We start from the raw sequence: 20,343 nt of genomic DNA, 5'->3' as shown, positions 1-20,343 counted from the left end.
ATAATTAAACCCTTGGCTCGCGAGACATGACTGTTAGGATCCAGTCTCGCGATTGGCGGACGTCCGGTAGCTGTATTCGGCCGTCCTCATGGGCGGAGGCTTGATTTTTTTCAGCGACTCAAACCTCAAAGAGAGATGCAAAAATGAAGCGAAGCACTTGCCTTCTGGGCGCCCTGATTGGATTCACGCTTTTGCATGGCACGTCCCCGGTACTCGCCGCGACGGCCCCACCGCTCGGTGCGGCAGCCCACTTCTCCGTCCTCGGTAGCGCAACGGTAACCAATACCGGGCCGAGCATCGTCAACGGCAACCTTGGGGTCAGCCCTGGGAGTGCGGCCACCGGTTTCCAGCCAGACAATCTAATCAACGGATCGCCCCACACGGCCGATGCGCTCGCGGCGCGGGCTAGGCATGCGGCCATCCGTGCCTACCATGATCTTACCGCGCAGGCCTGCACCACCACCTTCAGCGTACCGACAGACGTGGGCGGCATGACGCTGCTTCCTGGCGTGTATTGTTTTGCGTCGTCGGCGGCGGTGACGGGCACGCTCACGCTGGACGCCCAGGCAGACCCCGATGCGGTCTTCGTGTTCAAGACCGTGAGCACGCTCACCACCGCCACCGACGCGTCGGTGGCGGTGATCAATAGTGGTCAGGGTTGCAATGTTTTCTGGCAGGTCGGCAGCTCCGCGACGCTCGGTACCACCAGTCGCGTGCCGGGAACCCTGATCGCGCGGGCGAGTATTACCCTCAATACTGCTGCACGCCTGTCCGGCAGAGCCATAGCGCTACATGGCGCGGTGACGTTGGATAACAATCAGGTCGGCGGCTGCGCCACTGGCCAGGGCGCCGTGACGGCCCCGCCACTCGGTGCGGCAACCCGTTTCGCCGTCCTCGGTAGCACAACGGTAACCAATACCGGCCCGAGCATCGTCAGCGGTCATCTGGGGGTCAGTCCTGGGAGTGCAGTCACCGGTTTCCTACCGGGCAAGCTGGTCAAGGGGGCGATCCACGCGGCCGATGTGCGTGCGGCACAGGCGAAGCATGCGGCCATCCGCGCCTACCAGGATCTTGCCACGCAGGCCTGCACCACCACCTTCGGCGTACCGACAGACGTGGGCGGCATGACGCTGCTGCCTGGCGTGTATTGTTTTGCCTCGTCGGCGGCGGTGACGGGCACCCTCACGCTGGACGCCCAGGCAGACCCCAATGCGGTCTTCGTGTTCAAGGCAGCGAGCACGCTGATCACCGCAACCGGCTCGTCGGTTGCGGTGATCAATAATGGTCAGGGTTGCAATGTTTTCTGGCAGGTCGGCAGCTCCGCGACGCTCGGTACCACCAGTCGCGTGCCGGGAACCCTCATCGCGCTGACAAGTATCAGCCTCAATACCGCAGCACACCTGTCCGGTAGAGCCATTGCGCTAAATGGCGCGGTGACGCTGGATAACAACCAGGTTGGCGGCTGCAGCGCTGGCCAGGGCGGCGGCGCGCGGGTCGAGATGCCTGCGGACTAAGGCCCCAACTTGCGCCTGCCCACGCACCCGCATGGGTAGGCGCTAAAACAGACGGTCTTTTCAGAGCCCGACCGCACCAGCGCATTGGCTTAGACGCACTGTGTCCAGAAGGCTAGGAAGGCTAAAAGGGGACGGATTTATTTATTGCGCAAACCGTCCACTCGTAACCGATCAGGCTCTCCTATGGCCGGCGGCGCGTCACGAGTCGAGTCTGGGCAGGCTACCAGAGGGGAAAGAGGGGTGGTCCAGAAATGCTCCAGGAGCCATAAATTCCAGGCAAGAAAAAACCCCAAGGAATTTAACTTCGCTTGGGGTTTCTCGGTATTTGTGGTGCCCGGAGACGGAATCGAACCGCCGACACGGGGATTTTCAATCCCCTGCTCTACCGACTGAGCTATCCGGGCAACGGGGCGCATTAGACTGTTTTTCCGGGGGGCTGTCAAATATTTATTGAAAAATACTTAGCGATTACCGCCGCTTACGCTGTTTTTGCCTCAGGCGCTGGGGGGCACGTAGCCGTCAGCCTTGGCGTATTCTTCGCCGGATAAGAACTTGTCCATCTCGGTCTGGAGGAATTTGCGGTCCTCGGCATTCATCATGTTCAGGCGACGTTCGTTGATCAGCATGGTTTGGTGTTTTTGCCATTCATCCCAGGCTTGCTTGGAGACGTTCTGGAAGATGTCTTCGCCTTTGGCGCCGGGATAGGGCGGGCGCTCAAGGCCGGGCAGTTCTTGCTTGTGCTTGCGGCAGATGACGGTGCGGGTCATGACAACTCTCCGGTGTTTGGTTGGCCGGCGCTTAATTGCTCGGCGGCGCGTTTTAGCAGCGTCTTCACCGGGGCGGCTAGCCCTAAGCGCTGCGGGGTGGCGAGGTTATACCAGAGCCAGTCGCCCTCGGCCACGGCGCTGAGTGAGTGCTCGACGTGGATCAGTCGCGGTTCGATGGTCAGCTGAAAGTGGCTGAAGGTGTGTTTGAGCTGGGCCATGGGCTGCTGTTGGCCGAGGCTCAGGCCTTGTTGCTGGGCGAGGGCGGCTAGTTCGTCGCTGGTTTGCAGTTCGGGCAGGCTCCACAGACCGCCCCACAGACCGCTGGGCGGGCGGCGATAGAGCAGGATGGCGCCGTCGCGATTGGCCAGCAGCGGCATCAGGGTGGTTTTTTGTGGCAGCTGTTTGCGCGGCTTGGGGATTGGGTAGCGGCTTTGCAGCCCGAGCATCTGTGCCTGGCAGCCGGTTTGCAGCGGGCAGAGCAGGCAGCTGGGTTTGCTGCGGGTGCAGAGGGTGGCGCCGAGATCCATCATCGCCTGGGTGTAGTGATTGACCCGTGCGGGCGGGGTCAGTTGCTCGGCCAGCGCCCAGAGTTGTGCGGCGACCTTGGGCTCGCCCGGATAGCCTTCCTGGGCTGCGTAACGGGCCAGCACACGCTTGACGTTGCCATCCAGAATCGGTGCGCGCAGGCCCATGCTCAGGCTGGCGATGGCGCCGGCGGTGGAGCGGCCGATGCCGGGCAGGGCGGTCAGTTGCTCGACCGATGTGGGGAATTGCCCGGCATGTTCGGCCACCACGATTTGCGCGGTTTTTTGCAGGTTGCGCGCGCGGGTGTAGTAGCCCAGGCCGGTCCACAGGTGCAGCACTTCATCGACGGGCGCGGCGGCCAGGGCCTGCACGTTCGGCAGCGCGGCCATAAACCGCTCGAAGTAACCCAGTACGGTGCTGACCTGGGTTTGCTGCAGCATGATCTCCGAGACCCAGACCCGATAAGGCGTGATGCCCTGTTGCCAGGGCAGGTCTTTGCGGCCGTGTTGGTCGTACCAGGTGAGTACGGCGGCGCCAAATTGCTCGGGACTCATCGCTTGAATAGACCTTTGAGCGCGTCTTTCAACTCAGGGCTGACTTTGTCGCCGAGTTTCTCTTCGATCTTGTCGCCGAGTTTTTCGGTGGCCAGTTTGCCGGCAATCTTGCCCAGACCGTTTTTGTCGATGCGGCAGGCTTTGGCGCCGAGTTCCAGCGGGCCACGGCAGAGCAGCGGCCATTCGAGGCCGACGTAGCGCTGGTTGATTTGGCAGGCCGGGTCGGGCATGGCGCTCTTGTCGCCTTCGATGATGATGCCGACGCGGTAGTCCATGGCCAGCACGCGCAGGTCGAGGGCGCCGTCGCCGTTGACGCTCAGGCCTTGAATCCGGACTTTAAGGTCGGGGTTGCTGGCGACGCCGTTGATGATGTTCAAGTTGCCACCGAGGGTTTCGAAGGCGGTGTCCTTGCCGCGCGCCTCACCACTGAGGGTCTTGCGATTGAGGGTGGCGATGCCTTGGCACAGCTGCTGTTCGAGATTGGCGTCGAACAGCACGCCGTCATTGATGGCGAAGTTGGCCGGGCCGCTGAGGTTGTCGACCCAGGCTTTTTGGCTGTTGCCGCTGCTGCGCAGGTCGGCGCTGAGGTCGAGGGCGCCGCTGACGCTGGGCTTTTGCCCGAGGCCTTTAAGCAGTTGCTCGGCGGCTACCCGGCTGATCTTGGTTTGCAGGCCGAGCACGGGCGTGACCGGTTGCACGTCGAGGCTGGCGCTGGCGCTGAAGTTACCGTTATACAGCTCGCCGCGCAGTTCGCTGAGGTTGAGCCGGCCGTCTTTGCCCTCGGCTTTGAGGTTGAAGTTTTCCATCGGCAGCTGATGCAGGGTCAGTTGGCCGAGGCTCAGGCCCAGCTGTGCGTTGAGGCTGCGCAGGCGCTCGATCGGCAGCACGGTCGCTTCGCTCCAGGCTTGCTGGGTCGGGGCCTTGGGCAGTTCGCTGGTGCCGGCAGAACCTGCCGCCGCCAGCACAGTGTTTACTTCGGCTTGGCGGGCGTTGGCGGCGTCTTTATTGGTGGGCGGCAGGTAGCGGTCGAGGTTGAGCTGGTCGCCTTTGAGTTGGGCGCGCAAGGCTTGCTTGGCGAAGTCGCTGACGGCCAGGCTGCCGGTGAAGCTGCTGTCATCCAGTTTGAGGTTTAGTTCTTCCAGTTTCAGGCTGTTGCGAGTGCCTTTGAGGCGACTGACCAGCTCAAATTTAGTCAGGGCGTTGCTGTCACTCATCGCCGGCAAGGGTTGGCCGATGCCGGGCAGAAATTCGCGCAGGTTGAGCGCTGCAATCGACACGCCGCCGTCCAGGGCTGGCTCGCTGTCGAGGTTGCGGATTTTCAGCTCGCCAAGGGCGCGCAGTTGATTGACTGACAGCTTCAGGCCACTCCATTCGGCGACTTGTGCGGCCTGGTCGAGCAATAGCTGGCCCTGGGTGGCGAAGGTCAGGGTCTTGCCTTGCAGCTGTTCGCCAGAGACTTCACCGGAGAGTTTCAGGTCTTCCAGCTGGTAGCGCTTGAGCGCGCGGTCGAAGCGCAACTGGCCTTGCAGCTCGGTACGGGCCTGCAGCACGGGCTGGTTGCTGGCCAGCAGGGCGCTGAATTGCAGGGGAATGCTGGCGCCTTCACGAATGGCGCCGGTGTTGAGCTGGATGTTTTCGGCGCTGTATTGCTGGCCGGTTTTGCCGTCGCGATAGGCGATCCGCGAGTTAGTCAGGCTCAGGCTGTCGATGTCCAGGCGCATGGGTTGTTTGCTGGCCGGCGCCGGTACGGCGGCGCCGTTGTCGGCGGGGGCGCTGGTACTAACGGCAGTGCTGGCCGGTTTGGCTGGACGGCCGATGTCTTGCCAGTTGCCGTGGCCTTGCTCGTCACGCTGCAGGGTCAGGTTGAGGCCGTCGATGCGAATATCGCTCATCTGCACTTCTTTGCGCAGCAGCGGCAGCACGCGTACCGACAGGCCCAGCAGGCGCAGGTCGGCAAACGGCTGGGTCGGCGTGGTGGCGCTGGCCAGGGTGGTCTCGGTCAGCTCCAGACCCAGCCAGGGGAACAGGCTCCAGCCGATGTCGCCATTGATGGTCAGCTCAAGATTGGCCTTGTCGCGGGCAATCTGGCGGATTTTATCTTTGTAGTCATTGGGATCAAAAAACTGGGTCAGGGCAAAACCCAGGATCACAATGACCAACAGTAATCCGAGAAAAATCAGACCCGCCAGTTTGCCGAGTGCCTTCATGGATCAGTCCTTTAGTGAGAGCAATTACGAGAAGTAGCAATAGTGCCGCGAGTATACCGCAGCAGTTTGCCGCAGCTGGCGTGCCATGGCCGTGGCCGATGTAACGGGTTGGAGGGCGAAGTGGGCGGGCGGTTCCCAGACTTTGCTGAGTTGTGGTTGCCGGGGGCTAAATCGCAGCAGGCTGCTAGGGCTGTAGTAGGAGCGGCTTTAGCCGCGAAGGCTCGTGAGGTCGGCGCAATATTTGCGAGCGGCAGGGTTGCTTGAATTGATTCGCGGCTAAAGCCGCTCCTACAGGGTCTGTGGCGCGTCGGCTGGTGGCGTTTGCCTCAGAGATTGTCCGGCGGCAGGGTGCGAAACGTTAACAGAGCCGAGGGCTTTATTTTTCTAAATGCTCGGCGAGTTGCAGTGGCTGGCCGGTTTCGTTGGCCAGGCGCTGGGCTTCGTCCAGCAAGCGACGGCCGACGCCGCGTTGGCGGGTGATTTGCCGCACGCACAGGTGCGACAGGCGCCAGCAATCCGGGCCTTGCTCGAGTAGCGCGGCGCCCAGCAGGCGGTCGTTGAAGCGTCCGGCGATCAGTTGGCCGCTGGCGATGCCGGCGCCAATCAGCGCGTCGGCATTGGCGTGCGGGGCCAGCAGCCAGTCGGGCGCGTCGGCGTAGACCTTGGCCAGGTCGCTGCGGTCTTGGGCGCTGGGCTGGCGGACAAATTCGACGTAAACCGGCATGGGCGGCTCCTCGGCTAAAACAGTTTTAACGCGACATAACCAAGCGCAGTAATTTTCACCATGCTCGTGGGGCGGCGAGTGTAAACCTGGGTGACAGCCGCTGGTAGCCGTCAAAGGCTCGGCCCGCCTATAATGGCTGCCTTTTGCGCAAGCTAATTTTGGAGCTGGTGATGGCCGAACGTACCGCATGCGTCGAGCGCAACACGCTGGAGACCCAGGTTAAGGTCTCGATCAACTTGGATGGCACCGGCAAGGCGCGCTTCGCCATTGGTGTGCCCTTCCTTGAGCACATGCTCGACCAGATCGCCCGTCACGGGTTGTTCGACCTCGATATCGAGTGCAATGGCGACCTGCATATCGACGATCACCACACCGTCGAAGACGTCGGTATCACCCTCGGCCAAGCCTTTGCCAAGGCGGTCGGCGACAAGAAGGGCCTGGTCCGTTACGGCCATTCCTATGTGCCGCTGGACGAAGCGCTGTCGCGGGTCGTGATCGATTTCTCCGGCCGTCCGGGCCTGCAGATGCACGTGCCCTTCACCCGTGCGGTGGTCGGTGGTTTCGATGTGGATCTGTTCCAGGAGTTCTTCCAAGGTTTTGTGAATCACGCACTGGTCAGCCTGCACATCGACAACCTGCGTGGCACCAACACCCACCATCAGATCGAAACCGTGTTTAAAGCCTTTGGCCGCGCCCTGCGCATGGCCTGCGAGCTGGACCCACGGATGGCCGGGCAAATGCCATCGACCAAGGGTTGCCTGTAAATGCAGACGGTTGCAGTAATCGACTATGGCATGGGCAACCTGCACTCGGTCGCCAAGGCCCTCGAACACGTCGGTGCCGGTAAAGTGCTGGTGACCAGCGATGCCAATGTGATTCGTGAGGCCGATCGGGTGGTATTTCCCGGCGTCGGCGCGATTCGCGATTGCATGGCCGAGATCAAGCGACTGGGCTTCGATGAGCTGGTGCGTGAAGTCAGCGCCGACCGGCCGTTTCTCGGCATCTGCGTCGGCATGCAGGCATTGCTGGAGCGCAGCGAAGAGAACGACGGCGTCGATTGCATCGGCCTGTTCCCAGGGCAAGTGCGTTTCTTCGGCAAGGGCATGGTCGAGGACGGCGAGCAGCTGAAAGTCCCGCATATGGGCTGGAATGAAGTGGCGCAGTCGGTCAACCATCCGCTCTGGCACAACATCCCGGACCTGGCGCGTTTCTACTTCGTGCACAGTTATTACATCGATGCCGGCAAGCCTCAGCAGGTGGTCGGTCGCGGCCATTACGGCAAAGACTTTGCCGCCGCCCTGGCCGAAGGCTCGCGCTTTGCCGTGCAGTTTCACCCGGAAAAAAGCCACACCCACGGCCTGCAGTTGCTGCAGAACTTTGCCGCCTGGGATGGTCGCTGGTAATGAGTCGGGTCAAGAAGCCGGTCGAGCCGGTTTTTCAGTTCAGCGCCCAGCAGCGCGGCGTGCTTGGGCAGGCCATTAAAGGCTTGATGGCCGAGCGCTTCGAGTTGGAGATGGGCGGCTTCGAGGCCGAGGAATTGCTGGATTTCTTTATCAAAGAATGTGGCCCGCTGATCTATAACCAGGCGGTACTGGATGTGCAGGGCGTGCTTAAAGAGCGCTTCGAGAGCATTGAAAGCGACCTCTGGGCGTTGGAAAAGAGCTGAGCCATTAGCGACTGATTGTCGCCTTCTATTTTTTAACTTTTGTGACTTAAGCAGGTTCAAGCGATGCTGATTATCCCCGCTATCGATCTCAAGGACGGCGCCTGTGTGCGTCTGCGTCAGGGCCGCATGGAAGACTCCACGGTGTTTTCCGATGACCCAGTAAGCATGGCCGCCAAATGGGTCGAGGGCGGTTGCCGGCGTTTGCATCTAGTCGACCTGAATGGCGCCTTCGAAGGCCAGCCAGTCAATGGCGAAGTGGTCACCGCGATTGCCAAGCGCTACCCGCAGCTGCCGATCCAGATCGGTGGCGGCATCCGTTCGCTGGAGACCATCGAGGCTTATGTTAAGGCCGGGGTCAGCTACGTGATCATCGGCACCAAGGCGGTCAAAGATCCACAGTTTGTGACAGACGCCTGCAAGGCGTTTCCGGGCAAGGTGATTGTCGGTCTGGATGCCAAAGACGGTTTCGTCGCCACCGACGGCTGGGCCGAAATCAGCACGGTACAGGTGGTTGATCTGGCCAAGCGCTTCGAGGCGGACGGCGTGTCGGCCATCGTTTATACCGATATCGCTAAAGACGGCATGATGCAGGGCTGCAATGTGAGCTTCACCGCTGCTTTGGCCGCCGCCACCAAGATTCCGGTGATCGCCTCCGGCGGCATCCATAATCTGGGTGATATTCGCGCCCTGCTGGCGGCCAATGCGCCGGGCATCATCGGCGCCATCACCGGTCGGGCGATCTACGAAGGCACCCTGGATGTGGCCGAAGCGCAGGCGTTCTGCGACGCCTACAAGGGCTAAACCGTAGGATGGGTTAGCCGCGCAGCGGTGTAACCCATCGCCAACCACCAGATTGATGGGTATCGCTGCGCTCAACCCATCCTACGGGAGTACCGTTATGGCCTTGGCCAAGAGAATCATCCCCTGCCTCGACGTCGACAACGGTCGCGTGGTCAAGGGCGTCAAGTTCGAGAACATCCGTGACGCCGGTGATCCGGTGGAGATCGCCCGCCGTTACGACGAGCAGGGCGCCGACGAGATTACCTTTCTCGATATCACCGCCAGTGTCGACGGCCGCGACACCACGCTGCACACGGTGGAGCGGATGGCCAGCCAGGTGTTTATCCCGCTCACCGTCGGTGGTGGCGTGCGCACCGTGCAGGATATTCGTAACCTGCTGAATGCCGGCGCCGACAAGGTTTCGATCAATACAGCCGCAGTGTTCAACCCCGAGTTTGTCGGCGAGGCAGCCTCGCGTTTTGGCTCGCAGTGCATAGTGGTCGCCATCGATGCCAAGAAGGTCTCCAAGCCTGGCGAGACGCCGCGCTGGGAAATCTTCACCCACGGCGGGCGCAAACCCACCGGGCTGGACGCAGTGCTCTGGGCGAAAAAAATGGAAGACTTGGGCGCCGGCGAGATTCTGCTGACCAGCATGGATCAGGACGGCGTTAAAAGCGGCTACGACCTCGGCGTGACCCGCGCCATTAGCGAAGCCTTGGGGATTCCGGTAATCGCCTCGGGCGGCGTCGGCAATCTGGAGCACTTGGCCGCCGGCATTCTGGAAGGCAAGGCCTCGGCCGTACTGGCTGCCAGCATCTTCCACTTTGGCGAATACACCGTGCCCGAGGCCAAGGCCTATCTGGCCAGTCGCGGTATTGTGGTGCGCTAGACGCTAGCCCGCCGTCACTTTTTTAGTTGCTGTACTTGCAGGTACTTACCCATGTTGCAACGTCTGTTCTTGGCCCTGGCCACCGCTGCTTTGTTGTTCGCCACCGTCGCGCACGCCGGGGAGCTGACAAGCCCGGAGGTGGTGTTGCTGACGGAAAACTTCCCGCCCTACAACATGGCAGTCAACGGCAAGAACTTTGCCCGCGATGAAAATATCAACGGCATTGCCGTCGATCTGGTGCGTGAGATGTTCAAGCGCGCTGACGTTAAGTACCAGCTGAGCTTGCGTTTCCCCTGGGATCGAATTTACAAGATGGCGCTGGAAAAGCCGGGTTACGGCGTATTCGTGGCCGCACGTCTGCCGGAGCGCGAGAAGGATTTCAAATGGGTCGGCCCGCTCGGCCCGGATGACTGGGTGTTGTTGGCCAAGGCGGACAGTTCGATCAGCCTCAACAGCCTGGAAGAGGCTAAGCAGTACAAGATCGGCGCCTACCAAGGCGACGCTATTGCCGAGCATTTAACCCAGCAAGGCTTGCAGCCGCTGACCGCCTTGCGCGATCAGGAAAACGTCAAAAAACTGCAGCGCGGCGATATCGACCTGTGGGCCACCGGCGATCCGGCCGGCCTGTACTTAGCCCGGCAAGAGGGCGTCAGCGGCTTGAAAAGCGTGCTGCGCTTTAATACCGCCCAGCTTTATCTGGCGTTGAACAAAGAGACCCCGGATGCCGTGGTGCAAAAGCTGCAAGCAGCGCTTGAGCAAATGCGCGCCGACGGTTTTGCCGTCGAGGTGCTGAAGCGTTATCTGTAAATTGTAACTGCCGGGCCGCTTTGAGGTTGGTGCGACAGCCGCGGGTTAGTGCGTATCTGACTAGCTGGTCGCATTTGTTCGAGCGCTGCTGGGCGCCGGCAGCGTGGTTGAGTATGCTGAGGCGGTTCGCCTACCTATAAAAAGAGAACCGCTATGTTTAAACACCTATTGCTTGGGCTGGTTGGCAGCTTCTTACTGCTGGCTAGCAATGCTTTTGCCGCTATTGACGAGAACTACAGCGTCGTTCTACTCACCGAGAATTACCCGCCGTACAACATGGCGATCAATGGCAAAAACTTCGCCCCGGATGAAAACATTGATGGCATCGCCGCCGACATCGTCCGCGAGATGTTCAAGCGTGCCGGGGTCAAGTACGTGCTGAGCCTGCGCTTCCCGTGGGATCGTATTTACAATCTGGCGTTGGAGAAACCCGGTTACGGGGTGTTCTCCACCACCCGTACGCCGGCGCGTGAAGCGTTGTTCAAATGGGTTGGCCCGATTGGCCCAAACAACTGGGTACTGCTGGCTAAAGGCGACAGCAAGATCAGCCTGAGCAAGCTGGAAGAGGCTAAGAAGTTTAAGGTTGGTGCTTACAAGGGTGATGCTATCGCCGAGTACCTCGTCGAGCAGACGCTAGAGCCGCTGCTGTCGTTGCGTGACCAAGAGAACATTAAGAAATTGCAGGATGGCAATATCGACCTGTGGGCTACTGGCGACACCTCTGGGCGTTATCTTGCCAAGCTGGAGGGTGTCTCGGGCTTGAAGACGATACTGCGCATTCACAGTGGCGAACTGTTTCTGGCGCTGAACCGGGAGATCCCGGACGAGGTCGTGCAGAAGCTGCAGGCCGCCCTCGACAAGATGCGGGCCGAAGGCTATGTCGACGACATCCTTAACAGCTATCAGTAGGCTGTTTGCCGTATAAAAAGGCTATGCCCCAGTTATGCGTTGCAAGGAGCAGTCCCGTAGCCTCTGGTTTGTGATCCAGATGAATGTGGGGGAAAGAACAGTTGTGGCCCTGCAGGATTATCGGCGTGCTCACGCTTGCTTCGCGGATGAATCCGCTCCTACACAAGCCCGGCACCTGCAATAACTGCATCGGCTGCCTCCCTGTAGGAGCGGATTTATCCGCGATTGGCCGGTGCAGACAACGCAAGTATTAAGGCTGCCCTCTCTCGCGAGAGGGCCCCGTGCAGCACGTAACTGGTACAGCGCATAAAAAACCCGGAAAAATCCGGGTTTTTTATGCGCTGTCGCTTAAGCAGAGCTTAGTCGCCGCGGGTCACGCTCAGGCCTTTGAGTAGGCTCAGGGCCTGGCTGAGTTGGAAGTCATCGTCTTGCGGGCGCGGCAGTGGCGCTGGGCCTTTGCCTTTGCCGTTCGAAGGTTTGTCGGCGCCGCCATTGCCATTGCCCAGGTGACCGGCGAGGTCGGCTTCCTTGAAGTTTTCGCTGTCTTGCTCGCTGGTGATCTTGGCGCGGCGCACCACTATGTCAGGCACTATGCCCTGGGCCTGAATCGAGCGGCCGTTAGGGGTGTAGTACAGCGCCGTGGTCAGTTTCAGGCCGCGCTCATTGTTGAGTGGCAGCACGGTTTGCACCGAGCCTTTGCCGAAGCTGTCGGTGCCCATCAGTACCGCGCGTTTGTGATCTTGCAGGGCGCCGGCGACGATTTCCGAGGCCGAGGCGCTGCCGCCGTTAATCAGCACCACCAACGGTACAGCGTCGCTGGCATCCTCGGCGTCGGCGGAGAAACGCAGCTCGGAGTTGGCGATGCGGCCCTTGGTGTAGACGATCAAACCCTTGGTGAGGAAGTGATCGGTGACCTCGACGGCGGCTTGCAACACGCCGCCCGGGTTGTTGCGCAGATCTAGAACGATCCCGCGCAGCTTGTTGCCGTCGTTCTGTTTTTTCAGCAGCGCCAGGGCCTTGCCGACTTCTTCGCCGCTGTTGACCTGAAATTGCGAGATGCGCAGGTAGCCGTAATGCTCGTCGAGCAGCTGGCTCTTCACGCTCTTGACCTTGATGATCGCGCGCGCCAGCTCGACATCGAACGGCTGGGCGCCTTCGCGGACGATGGTTAGGACAATTTTGCTGCCGATCTTGCCGCGCATTTTGTCGACCGACTCGCTCATATTCAGCCCTTTGGTCGGCTGGCCGTCGATCTTGATGATCAGGTCGCCGGGCTGAATGCCGGCTTTTGAGGCAGGGGTGTCGTCAATCGGCGAGATGACTTTCAGAAAGCCTTCTTCCTGGCCGACTTCGATGCCCAAACCGCCAAACTCGCCGCTGGTGCTTTGCTGCAGTTCGGCAAACTCGGCCGGATCGAGGTAGGCCGAGTGCGGGTCGAGGTTGCTGAGCATGCCCTTGATGGCGTTCTCCAGCAGGGTCTTGTCGTCTACCGGCTCAACATAGGCGGCTTTGATGCGGTCCATGATCTCGGCAAAAGTACGCAGCTCCTCCAGCGGCAGCGGTGCGTTGGCATCACTGCTGAGGACGGGCGCGGGGATTTTCTCCGCCGCCTTGCCGCTGGCCTGCAGTGCGGGAGTGGCGATCAGCAGGGCAATCGCTAAGGCCAGGGAGGTTGGGCGGGACAAATGCAACATGACAACATAACTCCTAAAAGAGGTGCCTATCCTTGGGCGCGGCACCATTGTACCGGGTTGCTGGGGCGGCCTTGCTGGCGAATGGCGAAATACAGGGCCGGCACCTCTTGGCCGCCGCTGCTACCGACTGTCCCTATGGCTTCGCCGGCTTTAACGATGTCGCCGGCGTCTTTCAATAAACTTTGATTGTGACCGTAGAGGCTCAGGTAGCCATTGCCATGGTCGAGAATGACCAGAAGCCCGGCGCCGCGCAACCAGTCGGCGAACACCACGCGGCCGCCATGCACGGCGCGTACCTGGCTGCCCAGCGCTGCGCTGATCAGTACGCCGTCCCATTTGGTCCGCGCATCGTCGCCGCGAGGCGTGCCGAAACCTGCTAGCAGCCGGCCATTGACCGGCCACGGCAGTTTGCCCTTGGCACTGCTAAAGGCCCCGCCGTAGCTGCTGCCAGTACTGGACACCAGGGCGCCGGCAGCGGGTTTTTTCGCGGTTGCCGGTTGGCCGGTGGCCGGCAGGCTGGCCAGCCGGGCTTGCTCGGCGGCTTCTGCCGCGGCTGCGGCGGCCGCCAATTTACGCGCTGCCTCGGCTTCGCGGGCCTGACGGGCAAGGGTTTCTTCGATGGTTTTTAGCACGTTGCCCAGCGCCACTTGCTCTTGCTCGCGGGCTTTAAGCTTTTGGCTGCGCGCGCTGGACTCTTTGTTCAGCTTGGCCAGCACCAACTGGCGCTCTTTGCGCGCTTGCGCCAGGAGTTCGCGGCGGCCATCGAGGGCGCTCTTCTGCTCGGCCAGCTGGGTTTGTTGATTGACTATGTCCTGCTCGACATTGGCCAGCTGGCGCAGGGTTTCATTGAAGGTGGCCAGTTGTTCGAGGCGCGCCTTACTCAAGTAGTCGTAGTAGGTGAGGGTGCGGGAGAATTTTTCCGGGTTTTGCTGGTTGAGCAGCAGCTTGACGTACTCCTGATGGCCGCTCTGGTAAGCGGCGCGGGCTTGAATGCCGATCAGGCGTTGCTGCTCAAGGCGTGACTCTTGGAGTTTTTTTTTCTGCTGATTGAGTTGCTGGATTTGCTCGTCGCTTTTATTCAGCTCGTTTTGCAGGCCCTTGACCTGGTTTTCCAGCTGGCCCATTTCACTTTCGGTTTTTTTCAGCTCTTGCTGAACACCGGATTTGTCCTTTTGCAGCTGATCGAGCAGTTTTTTCAGTTCGACCACGTCTTTTTGCGCGGCATCCAGTTGCTGCTGGGCATCGCTACGGGAATCGGCCATGGCGGGGCTGAGCAGGCAAGCGAGTAAAACTATGACTAGGGAGCGGAGCATGGGCGGGACGAAACCGGCAGAGGACGAGGGCTTAGTATGCCGATATAAGTGGGAAGTTGGGAGTGGGAAGTGGGTGGGGCGGGGAGTGGAAAGTGGGGCGTCGGCACCCCACTTCCTACTCCCCATTCCCCACTTACTCGGTAAAGCGGATGATCGATTTGCCGGTCATCTCCGCCGGCTGTGGCAGGCCCAGCAAGCGCAACATGGTCGGTGCCACGTCGGCCAATACGCCGCCATCACGCAAGCTGAGCGGGCGCTGGCCGACATAGATAAACGGCACCGGCTCGCAGGTGTGGGCGGTGTGGGCCTGACCGCTGATGGCGTCTTGCATTTGCTCGACGTTGCCGTGGTCGGCGGTGATCAGGGCTTCGCCGCCAACCTTGGCCAGCGCCGCGACTATGCGGCCGACGCAGGCGTCCAGGCATTCCACCGCCTTGACCGCCGCGGCAAACACCCCGGTATGACCGACCATGTCGCCATTGGCGTAGTTGACGATGATCACGTCATAGCGCTGCTGCTCGATGGCTTCGACCAGCTTGTCGGTGACCAGCGGGGCATTCATCTCCGGCTGCAGGTCGTAGGTGGCGACGTTCGGCGAGGGGATCAGGATGCGCTCCTCGCCCGGGAAGGGTTCTTCACGGCCGCCGGAGAAGAAGAAGGTGACGTGGGCGTATTTCTCGGTCTCGGCGATGCGCAGCTGAGTCTTGCCGTTTTTTGCCAGGTAATCACCCAGCACGTTGTCCAGCGAGCCGGGGGCGAAGGCGCTGGGGGCGTCAATGCTGGCGGCGTACTGGGTGAGCATCACAAAACTGGTCTGTGGCACGCGGGCGCGGGAGAAGTCGCTGAAGTCGGGCTCGACAAAGGTGCGGGTCAACTCGCGGGCGCGGTCGGCGCGAAAGTTCATAAACACCACAGCGTCGCCATCTTCGACCTGCACTGGCGCGCCGATGCCGGTGGCTTTGACGAACTCGTCGTTTTCACTGCGGGCGTAGGCGGCTTCCAGGCCTGCGGCCGCGCTGGCGGCAGTGAACTCGGCCTGACCCTCGACTATCAGGTTGTAGGCCTGAGCGACGCGGTCCCAACGGTTGTCGCGATCCATCGCAAAATAGCGGCCGATAATGCTGGCGATGCGGCCCTTGCCGAGTTTGGCGAAAGTGGCTTCGAGCAGTGCAATCGATGGCGTGGCGCTTTTCGGCGGGGTGTCGCGACCGTCGAGAAAGGCGTGCAGGTAGATGTTCTCGGCGCCGCGCTGGGCGGCCAGTTCGACCATGGCCACCAGATGGTCTTGATGGCTGTGCACGCCGCCATCCGACAGCAATCCGAGAATATGCACGGCCTTGCCGGCACCGACGGCGCTATCGACCGCGGCGCAGAGGGTTGGATTGTGGGAAAACTCGCCGTCGCGAATGGCCTTGGTCACCCGGGTGAAGTCTTGATACACCACGCGGCCGGCGCCGAGGTTCATATGGCCGACTTCCGAGTTGCCCATCTGGCCGTCGGGCAGGCCGACATCCATGCCGGAGCCGGAGATCAAACTGTGCGGCTGAGTGGCGCGTAAATGGTCATAAACCGGGGTGTTGGCGGCGTAAATGGCGTTGGACTCGGGGCTGTCACTGTGACCGAAGCCGTCCAAAATGATCAGCACTAGCGGTTTTGCTGTGGTTGGCATGAGAGCACCCGATGCAAGCAAGATAAAAATGAGCGCGAATATTAAGCCCAAGCGCGGCTCACGTCACCGCCGGACGGGTTTGGCGCAATAGGGGGGCTGTGTATACTGGCCGCCATTGTGCGACACGACATGCTTCGTGTTGTGCGGGGGCAGGCTCTAGCCCGCCCCTAGCCGACTTCTTCTTAGCGCTCTGGAATCTATTGATGCTTGCTCAACTGCTTGAATTCGCCACTAACCACTATCTGTTGAGCAGCGGTGCCGCCGCGGCCTTGGCGCTGCTGATCTACTCCGAACTGCAGCGTGGCGGCAAAAGCCTTAGTTGCCGCGAGCTGACTGCGCTGGTCAATGGCGAGCAAGGCGTGATTGTCGACGTGCGTTCGCACAAGGACTTCGCCACCGGGCATATCGTTGATGCTCTGAACATTCCTTACGAGAAGCTGGCCGAGCGGATGGTCGAGCTGGAAAAGTACAAGGGCAAAACCATCATTCTGGTCGATGCCTTGGGTCAGCACGCGGGCACCCTGTGCCGTGAGCTGGAGAAAGCCGGCTATACCGCGGCCAAGCTCGGTGGCGGGATCGCCAGCTGGCGTGGCGACAATTTGCCGCTGGTGAAGTGAGATGGCCGCAGTCGTTGTCTATTCCAGTGACTACTGCCCCTATTGCCGGCGCGCCGAGCAGCTGCTGAAGAATAAAGCGGTGGCGTTCACCCGGATCAGCATCGATGGTCAACCGGCAGCGCGCGCCGAGATGGTCCGCAAGGCGGGGCGCACCTCGGTGCCACAAATCTGGATCGGCAGCAGTCATGTCGGCGGCTGCGATGATTTGTATGCGCTGGAGCGTGCCGGTAAGCTCGACGCGCTGCTGAACGCCTAAATCCCCCGGCGACGTTATTAACCATTACTCGTAATTACTAACAATAAGGCTCTGTCATGACTGAACAAGTAAGCACCGGCGCACCTCAAGAAGACCAAGGTCCACAGTTCTCGCTGCAGCGCATTTACGTGCGCGACCTGTCGTTCGAAGCGCCAAAGAGCCCAGAGATTTTCCGCCAAGAGTGGGCGCCAAGTGTTGAGCTGGACCTGAACACCCGCCAAAAGCCGCTGGAAGGTGACTTCCACGAAGTGGTGCTGACCTTGTCGGTGACCGTCAAGACTGGCGGCGAAACTGCCTTTATTGCCGAAGTTCAGCAAGCCGGGATATTCCTGATTGCTGGCCTCGATGCTGCGGCCATGAGCCACACCCTCGGCGCCTTCTGCCCGAACCTGTTGTTCCCTTACGCTCGCGAAGCGCTGGATAACCTGGTGGTGCGCGGTTCCTTCCCGGCCTTGATGCTGGCGCCGGTGAACTTCGATGCGCTCTATGCCCAGCAGCTGGAACGGATGCAAACCGCCGGCAACGCTTAACAGGCCGAGCTGTACAGAAAACGCCCTTCGGGGCGTTTTTTTATCACTGGGTTTATTCGGTTTGAGCAAAACCCTGCTGGCGCCAGGCTTCGTACACGGCGATGGCGACGGTGTTCGACAGGTTCAGGCTGCGATTGCCGGGCTGCATGGGTAGGCGCAAACGCTGCTCGGCCGGCAGGCTGTCGAGGATCTCCGCCGGCAGGCCACGGCTTTCCGGGCCAAACAGAAAGATGTCGCCAGGCACAAATTGGCTCTCGGCGTAGTTGTGGCTGCCTTTGGTAGTAAAAGCGAATATCCGACCTCCAGCGATTTCTGCTATACATTCGCTAAGTGTTTGATGTCGCTTTAATCTTGAGTATTCGTGATAGTCCAAGCCGGCGCGTCGCAAGCGTTTGTCGTCCAGCTCGAAACCGAGCGGATCGATTAGATGCAGCTGACAGCCACTGTTGGCGCATAGGCGGATAATATTGCCGGTGTTGGGCGGGATTTCTGGCTGAAACAGCACGACGTGGAACATGATCAGGCTCAAGGTTGAGTCAAAAAAAGCATTCTACAGTGTGCTGCACCCGAGTTTTCGTAACCTGCAGTGATTGAGCGCAGATCAAGAGTTTAAGGGGACGCCCTTGTTGGCATGGCTGAATAAGAATAAGAAAACGGCAAATGGCTTGCTCGGCATCGAAACCGGCCCAGAAGGTATTGCTCTGGCCCATGTGCTGCGCACCCCGGGCCAGCCGGTGCAATTGCAGCGCTGCGTGTTTCGCCCGGTTGCGCCGGCGGATCAGCCAGCTGAGCTGAAAAGCATGGTGGCTGAGTTTGGCTTGGCCGGTATGCCGGTCAACCTGCTGCTGCACCCGGCGCTCTATCAGTTGCTGCTGCTCGACTGCCCCGATGTGCCGGCTAACGAGTTGCGCGATGCCATGCGCTGGAAAGTCAAAGAACAGATTAGCGAGCCCCTTGAGCAGGTGCTGGTGGATGCCTTTGCCTTGCCTACCGATGCCTATCGTGGCCGTTCGCGCATGGCCTATTGCGCAGTGCTGGCGAAAGCCCATGTTGATCAATGGCTGCACATGCTCAAGCACGCCGGCTTGAGCTTGCAGAGCATCGATATCACCGAGATGGCCTTTCGTAATCTGGGCCTGCTGGCCGGCGCTGAGGGCTTGAACTTGGCCTTGCTGCGACTGCGCTCCAGCGAAGGGCTGATTTCTGTCCAGCAGGGCGAAGACCTGTATATGGCGCGCCGTATCGAGCAGGGCCTGGAGCAAGCCAGTCAGGACTTCGCCGGGGTTACCCTGGAAATTCAGCGTTCGCTGGATTACTTCGAGAGCCAGCTGGGCAAGGGCTATATCAGCCGGCTGCTGCTGATGCCGATGAAGCGTGATGGCGCCCAGGTGTTAAAAGCCTTGAGCGATGGTTTGGCGGTCAATCTGCAGGCGCTTAATTTGCGCGATCTATTTGCCGGGCAGCCGGCCGCGGAGCTTGATGAGCAGCAACAGGCTTACTGCTTCTCCGTGGTTGGCGCCGCCCTGCGCCAGGAGGTTTGATGCAAAACATCAACCTCTATCAGCGCCAACCAAAGCGCGGTCATGGCCCACGTCCCAAGCAGATGCTGCTGGGTTGGCTGTTGTTGTTTGCCGTGATCATCTCGCATGGAGCTTGGCAGGCGTGGCAGTTGCAGCAAGCCACCACGTTAGCGAATGCCACGCAAAGTCGTGCCCAGGCGCTGCAGGCCGAATTCAGTACCGCCACGGCCAGTTTTCAGGCGCCGCAACTGGACCCGCTGCTGCCGGCGCAATTGGCGCAACAAGAGCAGAGCAATCTGCAGCTGCAGCGCTTGGTCGCCCATTTGCAATTGTTGGCGCAACAACAAAGCGCCGGCTTTGTGGCACCGCTGGCGGCCTTGTCGGAGCGCCATCCACCGGCGGGCTTGTGGCTCAGTGAGATTGCCCTGCGCGATGGCGGCAGCAGCTTAAGCTTGCAGGGTTTCAGCCAAGACCAGCAATTATTGCCCCTGTACCTGCAAAGCCTGGGGGTTAGCCCGGTATTTCGCGGGCGGGCTTTTGCCCGTTTCGAGTTACAGCGCAACGCGGATGGGCTGCTGGGGTTTCGGCTGTCTTCGCGTTTAGATGACGAGGGCAAGGCCCATGAATAAGTTGCTGCAACGCTGGTTACTGCTGGCGCCCCGTGAGCAATGGCTGAGCTATGGGGTCGCGTTGGCAGTGGTCGGCATGCTCTACATGCTGCTGTTGGGCGACCCTTTGACGCAGCGGGTCGTCAAGCAAACGGCGCTGAACAAAGCCGCAGTGCTCAGCCTGCAAGAGGCGCAGTTGGGGCTGGCGGACTTACAAGCCAAGCTCGCCGTCGACCCGAACGTGCCCTATCGCAGCGCCCTGCTGACCGCCAAAGCCAGTGGCGAGCAACTGATCGGCGAAGTCGACCAAGACACCGCCGGCCTGCTGCCGCCCGAGAAAATGCGCGCGGTGCTGCAAGAGCTGTTACGCGCCCAACCCAAGCTGCGCTTGCTTAGCCTGCAGAGTTTTTCCGAACCCTTGCAGTTGGCCCAAACGGCGCCGCAGCCGAGCGGGGCGCTCGAGAAGAGCGCGGCCATCGAACTGAAAGCACCGGTTACCCTGTACCGCCATGGGTTAAAGATCAGCCTGCAAGGCGGCTATTTCGATTTGCTCGCTTACCTGCAGGCGATTCAAGCCAGCGGCTGGCGCCTGCATTGGGACAGTCTGGATTATCAAGTTGGCGCGGACGGCCCGGCCCAGGCGAAAATTAATCTGGTGCTCTATACCTTGAGTCGCGAAGCGGGGTGGATCGGTGTTTAACAGGCCGCTGAAAAATTACTGCGCTCGGTTATACGGCGTTGAAATCCGCCTCAAAATGCTCATGTACGGCTTGTACACTGCGCTTTTTCGGCGG

At 60.6% G+C, this 20,343-nt stretch carries 22 protein-coding genes and 1 tRNA gene; 14 read left to right on the top strand and 9 right to left on the bottom strand.

What is annotated here, in order from left to right:
* Positions 1-143 precede the first annotated feature (143 nt).
* On the top strand, positions 144-1,514 hold the full coding sequence (locus Q8R10_RS05210) for an ice-binding family protein (protein WP_305651665.1): 1,371 nt from the start codon (positions 144-146) through the stop codon (positions 1,512-1,514).
* 328 nt (positions 1,515-1,842) lie between these two features.
* On the opposite strand, the gene Q8R10_RS05205 is transcribed toward Q8R10_RS05210, so the two are convergent.
* From Q8R10_RS05205 to Q8R10_RS05185, 5 genes are all read right to left on the bottom strand, one after another.
* Positions 1,843-1,918, bottom strand: a tRNA-Phe gene (locus tag Q8R10_RS05205).
* A 90-nt stretch (positions 1,919-2,008) separates the two neighbouring features.
* Positions 2,009-2,281, bottom strand: a complete 273-nt coding sequence (locus Q8R10_RS05200; protein ID WP_305651663.1) for an oxidative damage protection protein — start codon at positions 2,279-2,281, stop codon at positions 2,009-2,011.
* The gene (gene mutY / locus Q8R10_RS05195) at positions 2,278-3,360 is read right to left on the bottom strand and encodes an A/G-specific adenine glycosylase (protein WP_305651661.1); all 1,083 of its coding nucleotides are present in this window, start codon (positions 3,358-3,360) and stop codon (positions 2,278-2,280) included. Before mutY ends, Q8R10_RS05200 begins: the two co-directional genes overlap by 4 nt.
* Positions 3,357-5,567 (bottom strand): AsmA family protein, encoded by a 2,211-nt coding sequence (locus tag Q8R10_RS05190; protein WP_305651659.1) that lies wholly within the window; start codon positions 5,565-5,567, stop codon positions 3,357-3,359. Before Q8R10_RS05190 ends, mutY begins: the two co-directional genes overlap by 4 nt.
* Positions 5,568-5,943: 376 nt before the next feature.
* Positions 5,944-6,291, bottom strand: a complete 348-nt coding sequence (locus Q8R10_RS05185) for an acetyl-CoA sensor PanZ family protein (RefSeq protein WP_305651657.1) — start codon at positions 6,289-6,291, stop codon at positions 5,944-5,946.
* A 170-nt stretch (positions 6,292-6,461) separates the two neighbouring features.
* Here Q8R10_RS05185 and hisB point away from each other — a divergent pair, with 170 nt between their 5' ends.
* From hisB to Q8R10_RS05150, 7 genes are all read left to right on the top strand, one after another.
* Entirely contained in the window at positions 6,462-7,055 is a 594-nt protein-coding gene (hisB, locus tag Q8R10_RS05180; protein ID WP_305651656.1) for an imidazoleglycerol-phosphate dehydratase HisB, read from the top strand.
* Positions 7,056-7,694, top strand: a complete 639-nt coding sequence (hisH, locus tag Q8R10_RS05175) for an imidazole glycerol phosphate synthase subunit HisH (protein WP_305651654.1) — start codon at positions 7,056-7,058, stop codon at positions 7,692-7,694. It abuts the gene before it with no gap.
* Positions 7,694-7,957: a DUF2164 domain-containing protein gene (locus tag Q8R10_RS05170; protein ID WP_305651652.1), complete on the top strand. Its 264-nt coding sequence runs from the start codon at positions 7,694-7,696 to the stop codon at positions 7,955-7,957. The genes hisH and Q8R10_RS05170 overlap by 1 nt, the downstream gene beginning before the upstream one ends.
* A gap of 63 nt (positions 7,958-8,020) precedes the next feature.
* A complete protein-coding gene (gene hisA / locus Q8R10_RS05165; RefSeq protein ID WP_305651650.1) occupies positions 8,021-8,758 on the top strand; it encodes a 1-(5-phosphoribosyl)-5-[(5-phosphoribosylamino)methylideneamino]imidazole-4-carboxamide isomerase in 738 nt (245 codons plus the stop codon).
* 97 nt (positions 8,759-8,855) lie between these two features.
* Entirely contained in the window at positions 8,856-9,626 is a 771-nt protein-coding gene (hisF, locus tag Q8R10_RS05160) for an imidazole glycerol phosphate synthase subunit HisF (protein WP_305651648.1), read from the top strand.
* Positions 9,627-9,677: 51 nt separating this feature from the next.
* Entirely contained in the window at positions 9,678-10,433 is a 756-nt protein-coding gene (locus Q8R10_RS05155; RefSeq protein WP_305651646.1) for an ABC transporter substrate-binding protein, read from the top strand.
* A gap of 153 nt (positions 10,434-10,586) precedes the next feature.
* Entirely contained in the window at positions 10,587-11,342 is a 756-nt protein-coding gene (locus Q8R10_RS05150; RefSeq protein WP_305651645.1) for an ABC transporter substrate-binding protein, read from the top strand.
* 359 nt (positions 11,343-11,701) lie between these two features.
* Here the strand turns inward: Q8R10_RS05150 and Q8R10_RS05145 are convergent, their stop codons facing one another.
* The 3 genes from Q8R10_RS05145 to gpmI all read right to left on the bottom strand — a co-directional run bounded on the left by Q8R10_RS05145 (position 11,702) and on the right by gpmI (position 16,018).
* Entirely contained in the window at positions 11,702-13,036 is a 1,335-nt protein-coding gene (locus Q8R10_RS05145; RefSeq protein ID WP_305651644.1) for a S41 family peptidase, read from the bottom strand.
* Between the two features lie 26 nt (positions 13,037-13,062).
* Positions 13,063-14,349: a murein hydrolase activator EnvC gene (locus Q8R10_RS05140; RefSeq protein WP_305651643.1), complete on the bottom strand. Its 1,287-nt coding sequence runs from the start codon at positions 14,347-14,349 to the stop codon at positions 13,063-13,065.
* A 133-nt stretch (positions 14,350-14,482) separates the two neighbouring features.
* Complete coding sequence (gene gpmI, locus Q8R10_RS05135) at positions 14,483-16,018, bottom strand: 2,3-bisphosphoglycerate-independent phosphoglycerate mutase (protein ID WP_305651641.1); 1,536 nt, start codon at positions 16,016-16,018, stop codon at positions 14,483-14,485.
* Between the two features lie 203 nt (positions 16,019-16,221).
* On the opposite strand from gpmI, the gene Q8R10_RS05130 reads away from it, so the two are divergent.
* From Q8R10_RS05130 to secB, 3 genes are read left to right on the top strand one after another with little or no spacing between them, the layout of a single operon-like run.
* Positions 16,222-16,635, top strand: a complete 414-nt coding sequence (locus Q8R10_RS05130) for a rhodanese-like domain-containing protein (RefSeq protein ID WP_305651639.1) — start codon at positions 16,222-16,224, stop codon at positions 16,633-16,635.
* Between the two features lies 1 nt (position 16,636).
* A complete protein-coding gene (grxC, locus tag Q8R10_RS05125; RefSeq protein ID WP_305651637.1) occupies positions 16,637-16,891 on the top strand; it encodes a glutaredoxin 3 in 255 nt (84 codons plus the stop codon).
* A gap of 56 nt (positions 16,892-16,947) precedes the next feature.
* Positions 16,948-17,421: a protein-export chaperone SecB gene (gene secB / locus Q8R10_RS05120; RefSeq protein ID WP_305651635.1), complete on the top strand. Its 474-nt coding sequence runs from the start codon at positions 16,948-16,950 to the stop codon at positions 17,419-17,421.
* 52 nt (positions 17,422-17,473) lie between these two features.
* Here the strand turns inward: secB and trmL are convergent, their stop codons facing one another.
* A complete protein-coding gene (gene trmL / locus Q8R10_RS05115) occupies positions 17,474-17,938 on the bottom strand; it encodes a tRNA (uridine(34)/cytosine(34)/5-carboxymethylaminomethyluridine(34)-2'-O)-methyltransferase TrmL (protein WP_305651633.1) in 465 nt (154 codons plus the stop codon).
* A gap of 106 nt (positions 17,939-18,044) precedes the next feature.
* On the opposite strand from trmL, the gene Q8R10_RS05110 reads away from it, so the two are divergent.
* From Q8R10_RS05110 to Q8R10_RS05100, 3 genes are read left to right on the top strand one after another with little or no spacing between them, the layout of a single operon-like run.
* A complete protein-coding gene (locus tag Q8R10_RS05110; protein WP_305651631.1) occupies positions 18,045-18,962 on the top strand; it encodes an MSHA biogenesis protein MshI in 918 nt (305 codons plus the stop codon).
* The gene (locus Q8R10_RS05105) at positions 18,962-19,570 is read left to right on the top strand and encodes a PilN domain-containing protein (RefSeq protein WP_305651629.1); all 609 of its coding nucleotides are present in this window, start codon (positions 18,962-18,964) and stop codon (positions 19,568-19,570) included. Before Q8R10_RS05110 ends, Q8R10_RS05105 begins: the two co-directional genes overlap by 1 nt.
* The gene (locus Q8R10_RS05100; RefSeq protein ID WP_305651627.1) at positions 19,563-20,249 is read left to right on the top strand and encodes an MSHA biogenesis protein MshJ; all 687 of its coding nucleotides are present in this window, start codon (positions 19,563-19,565) and stop codon (positions 20,247-20,249) included. Before Q8R10_RS05105 ends, Q8R10_RS05100 begins: the two co-directional genes overlap by 8 nt.
* Positions 20,250-20,343: the final 94 nt, after the last annotated feature.

Source organism: Pseudomonas sp. (assembly GCF_030698175.1).
Classification (GTDB): Bacteria; Pseudomonadota; Gammaproteobacteria; order Pseudomonadales; family Pseudomonadaceae; genus Aquipseudomonas.
The sequence above is the reverse complement of the archived record's forward strand: the minus strand, read 5'-3'. Positions and strand labels throughout refer to the sequence as shown.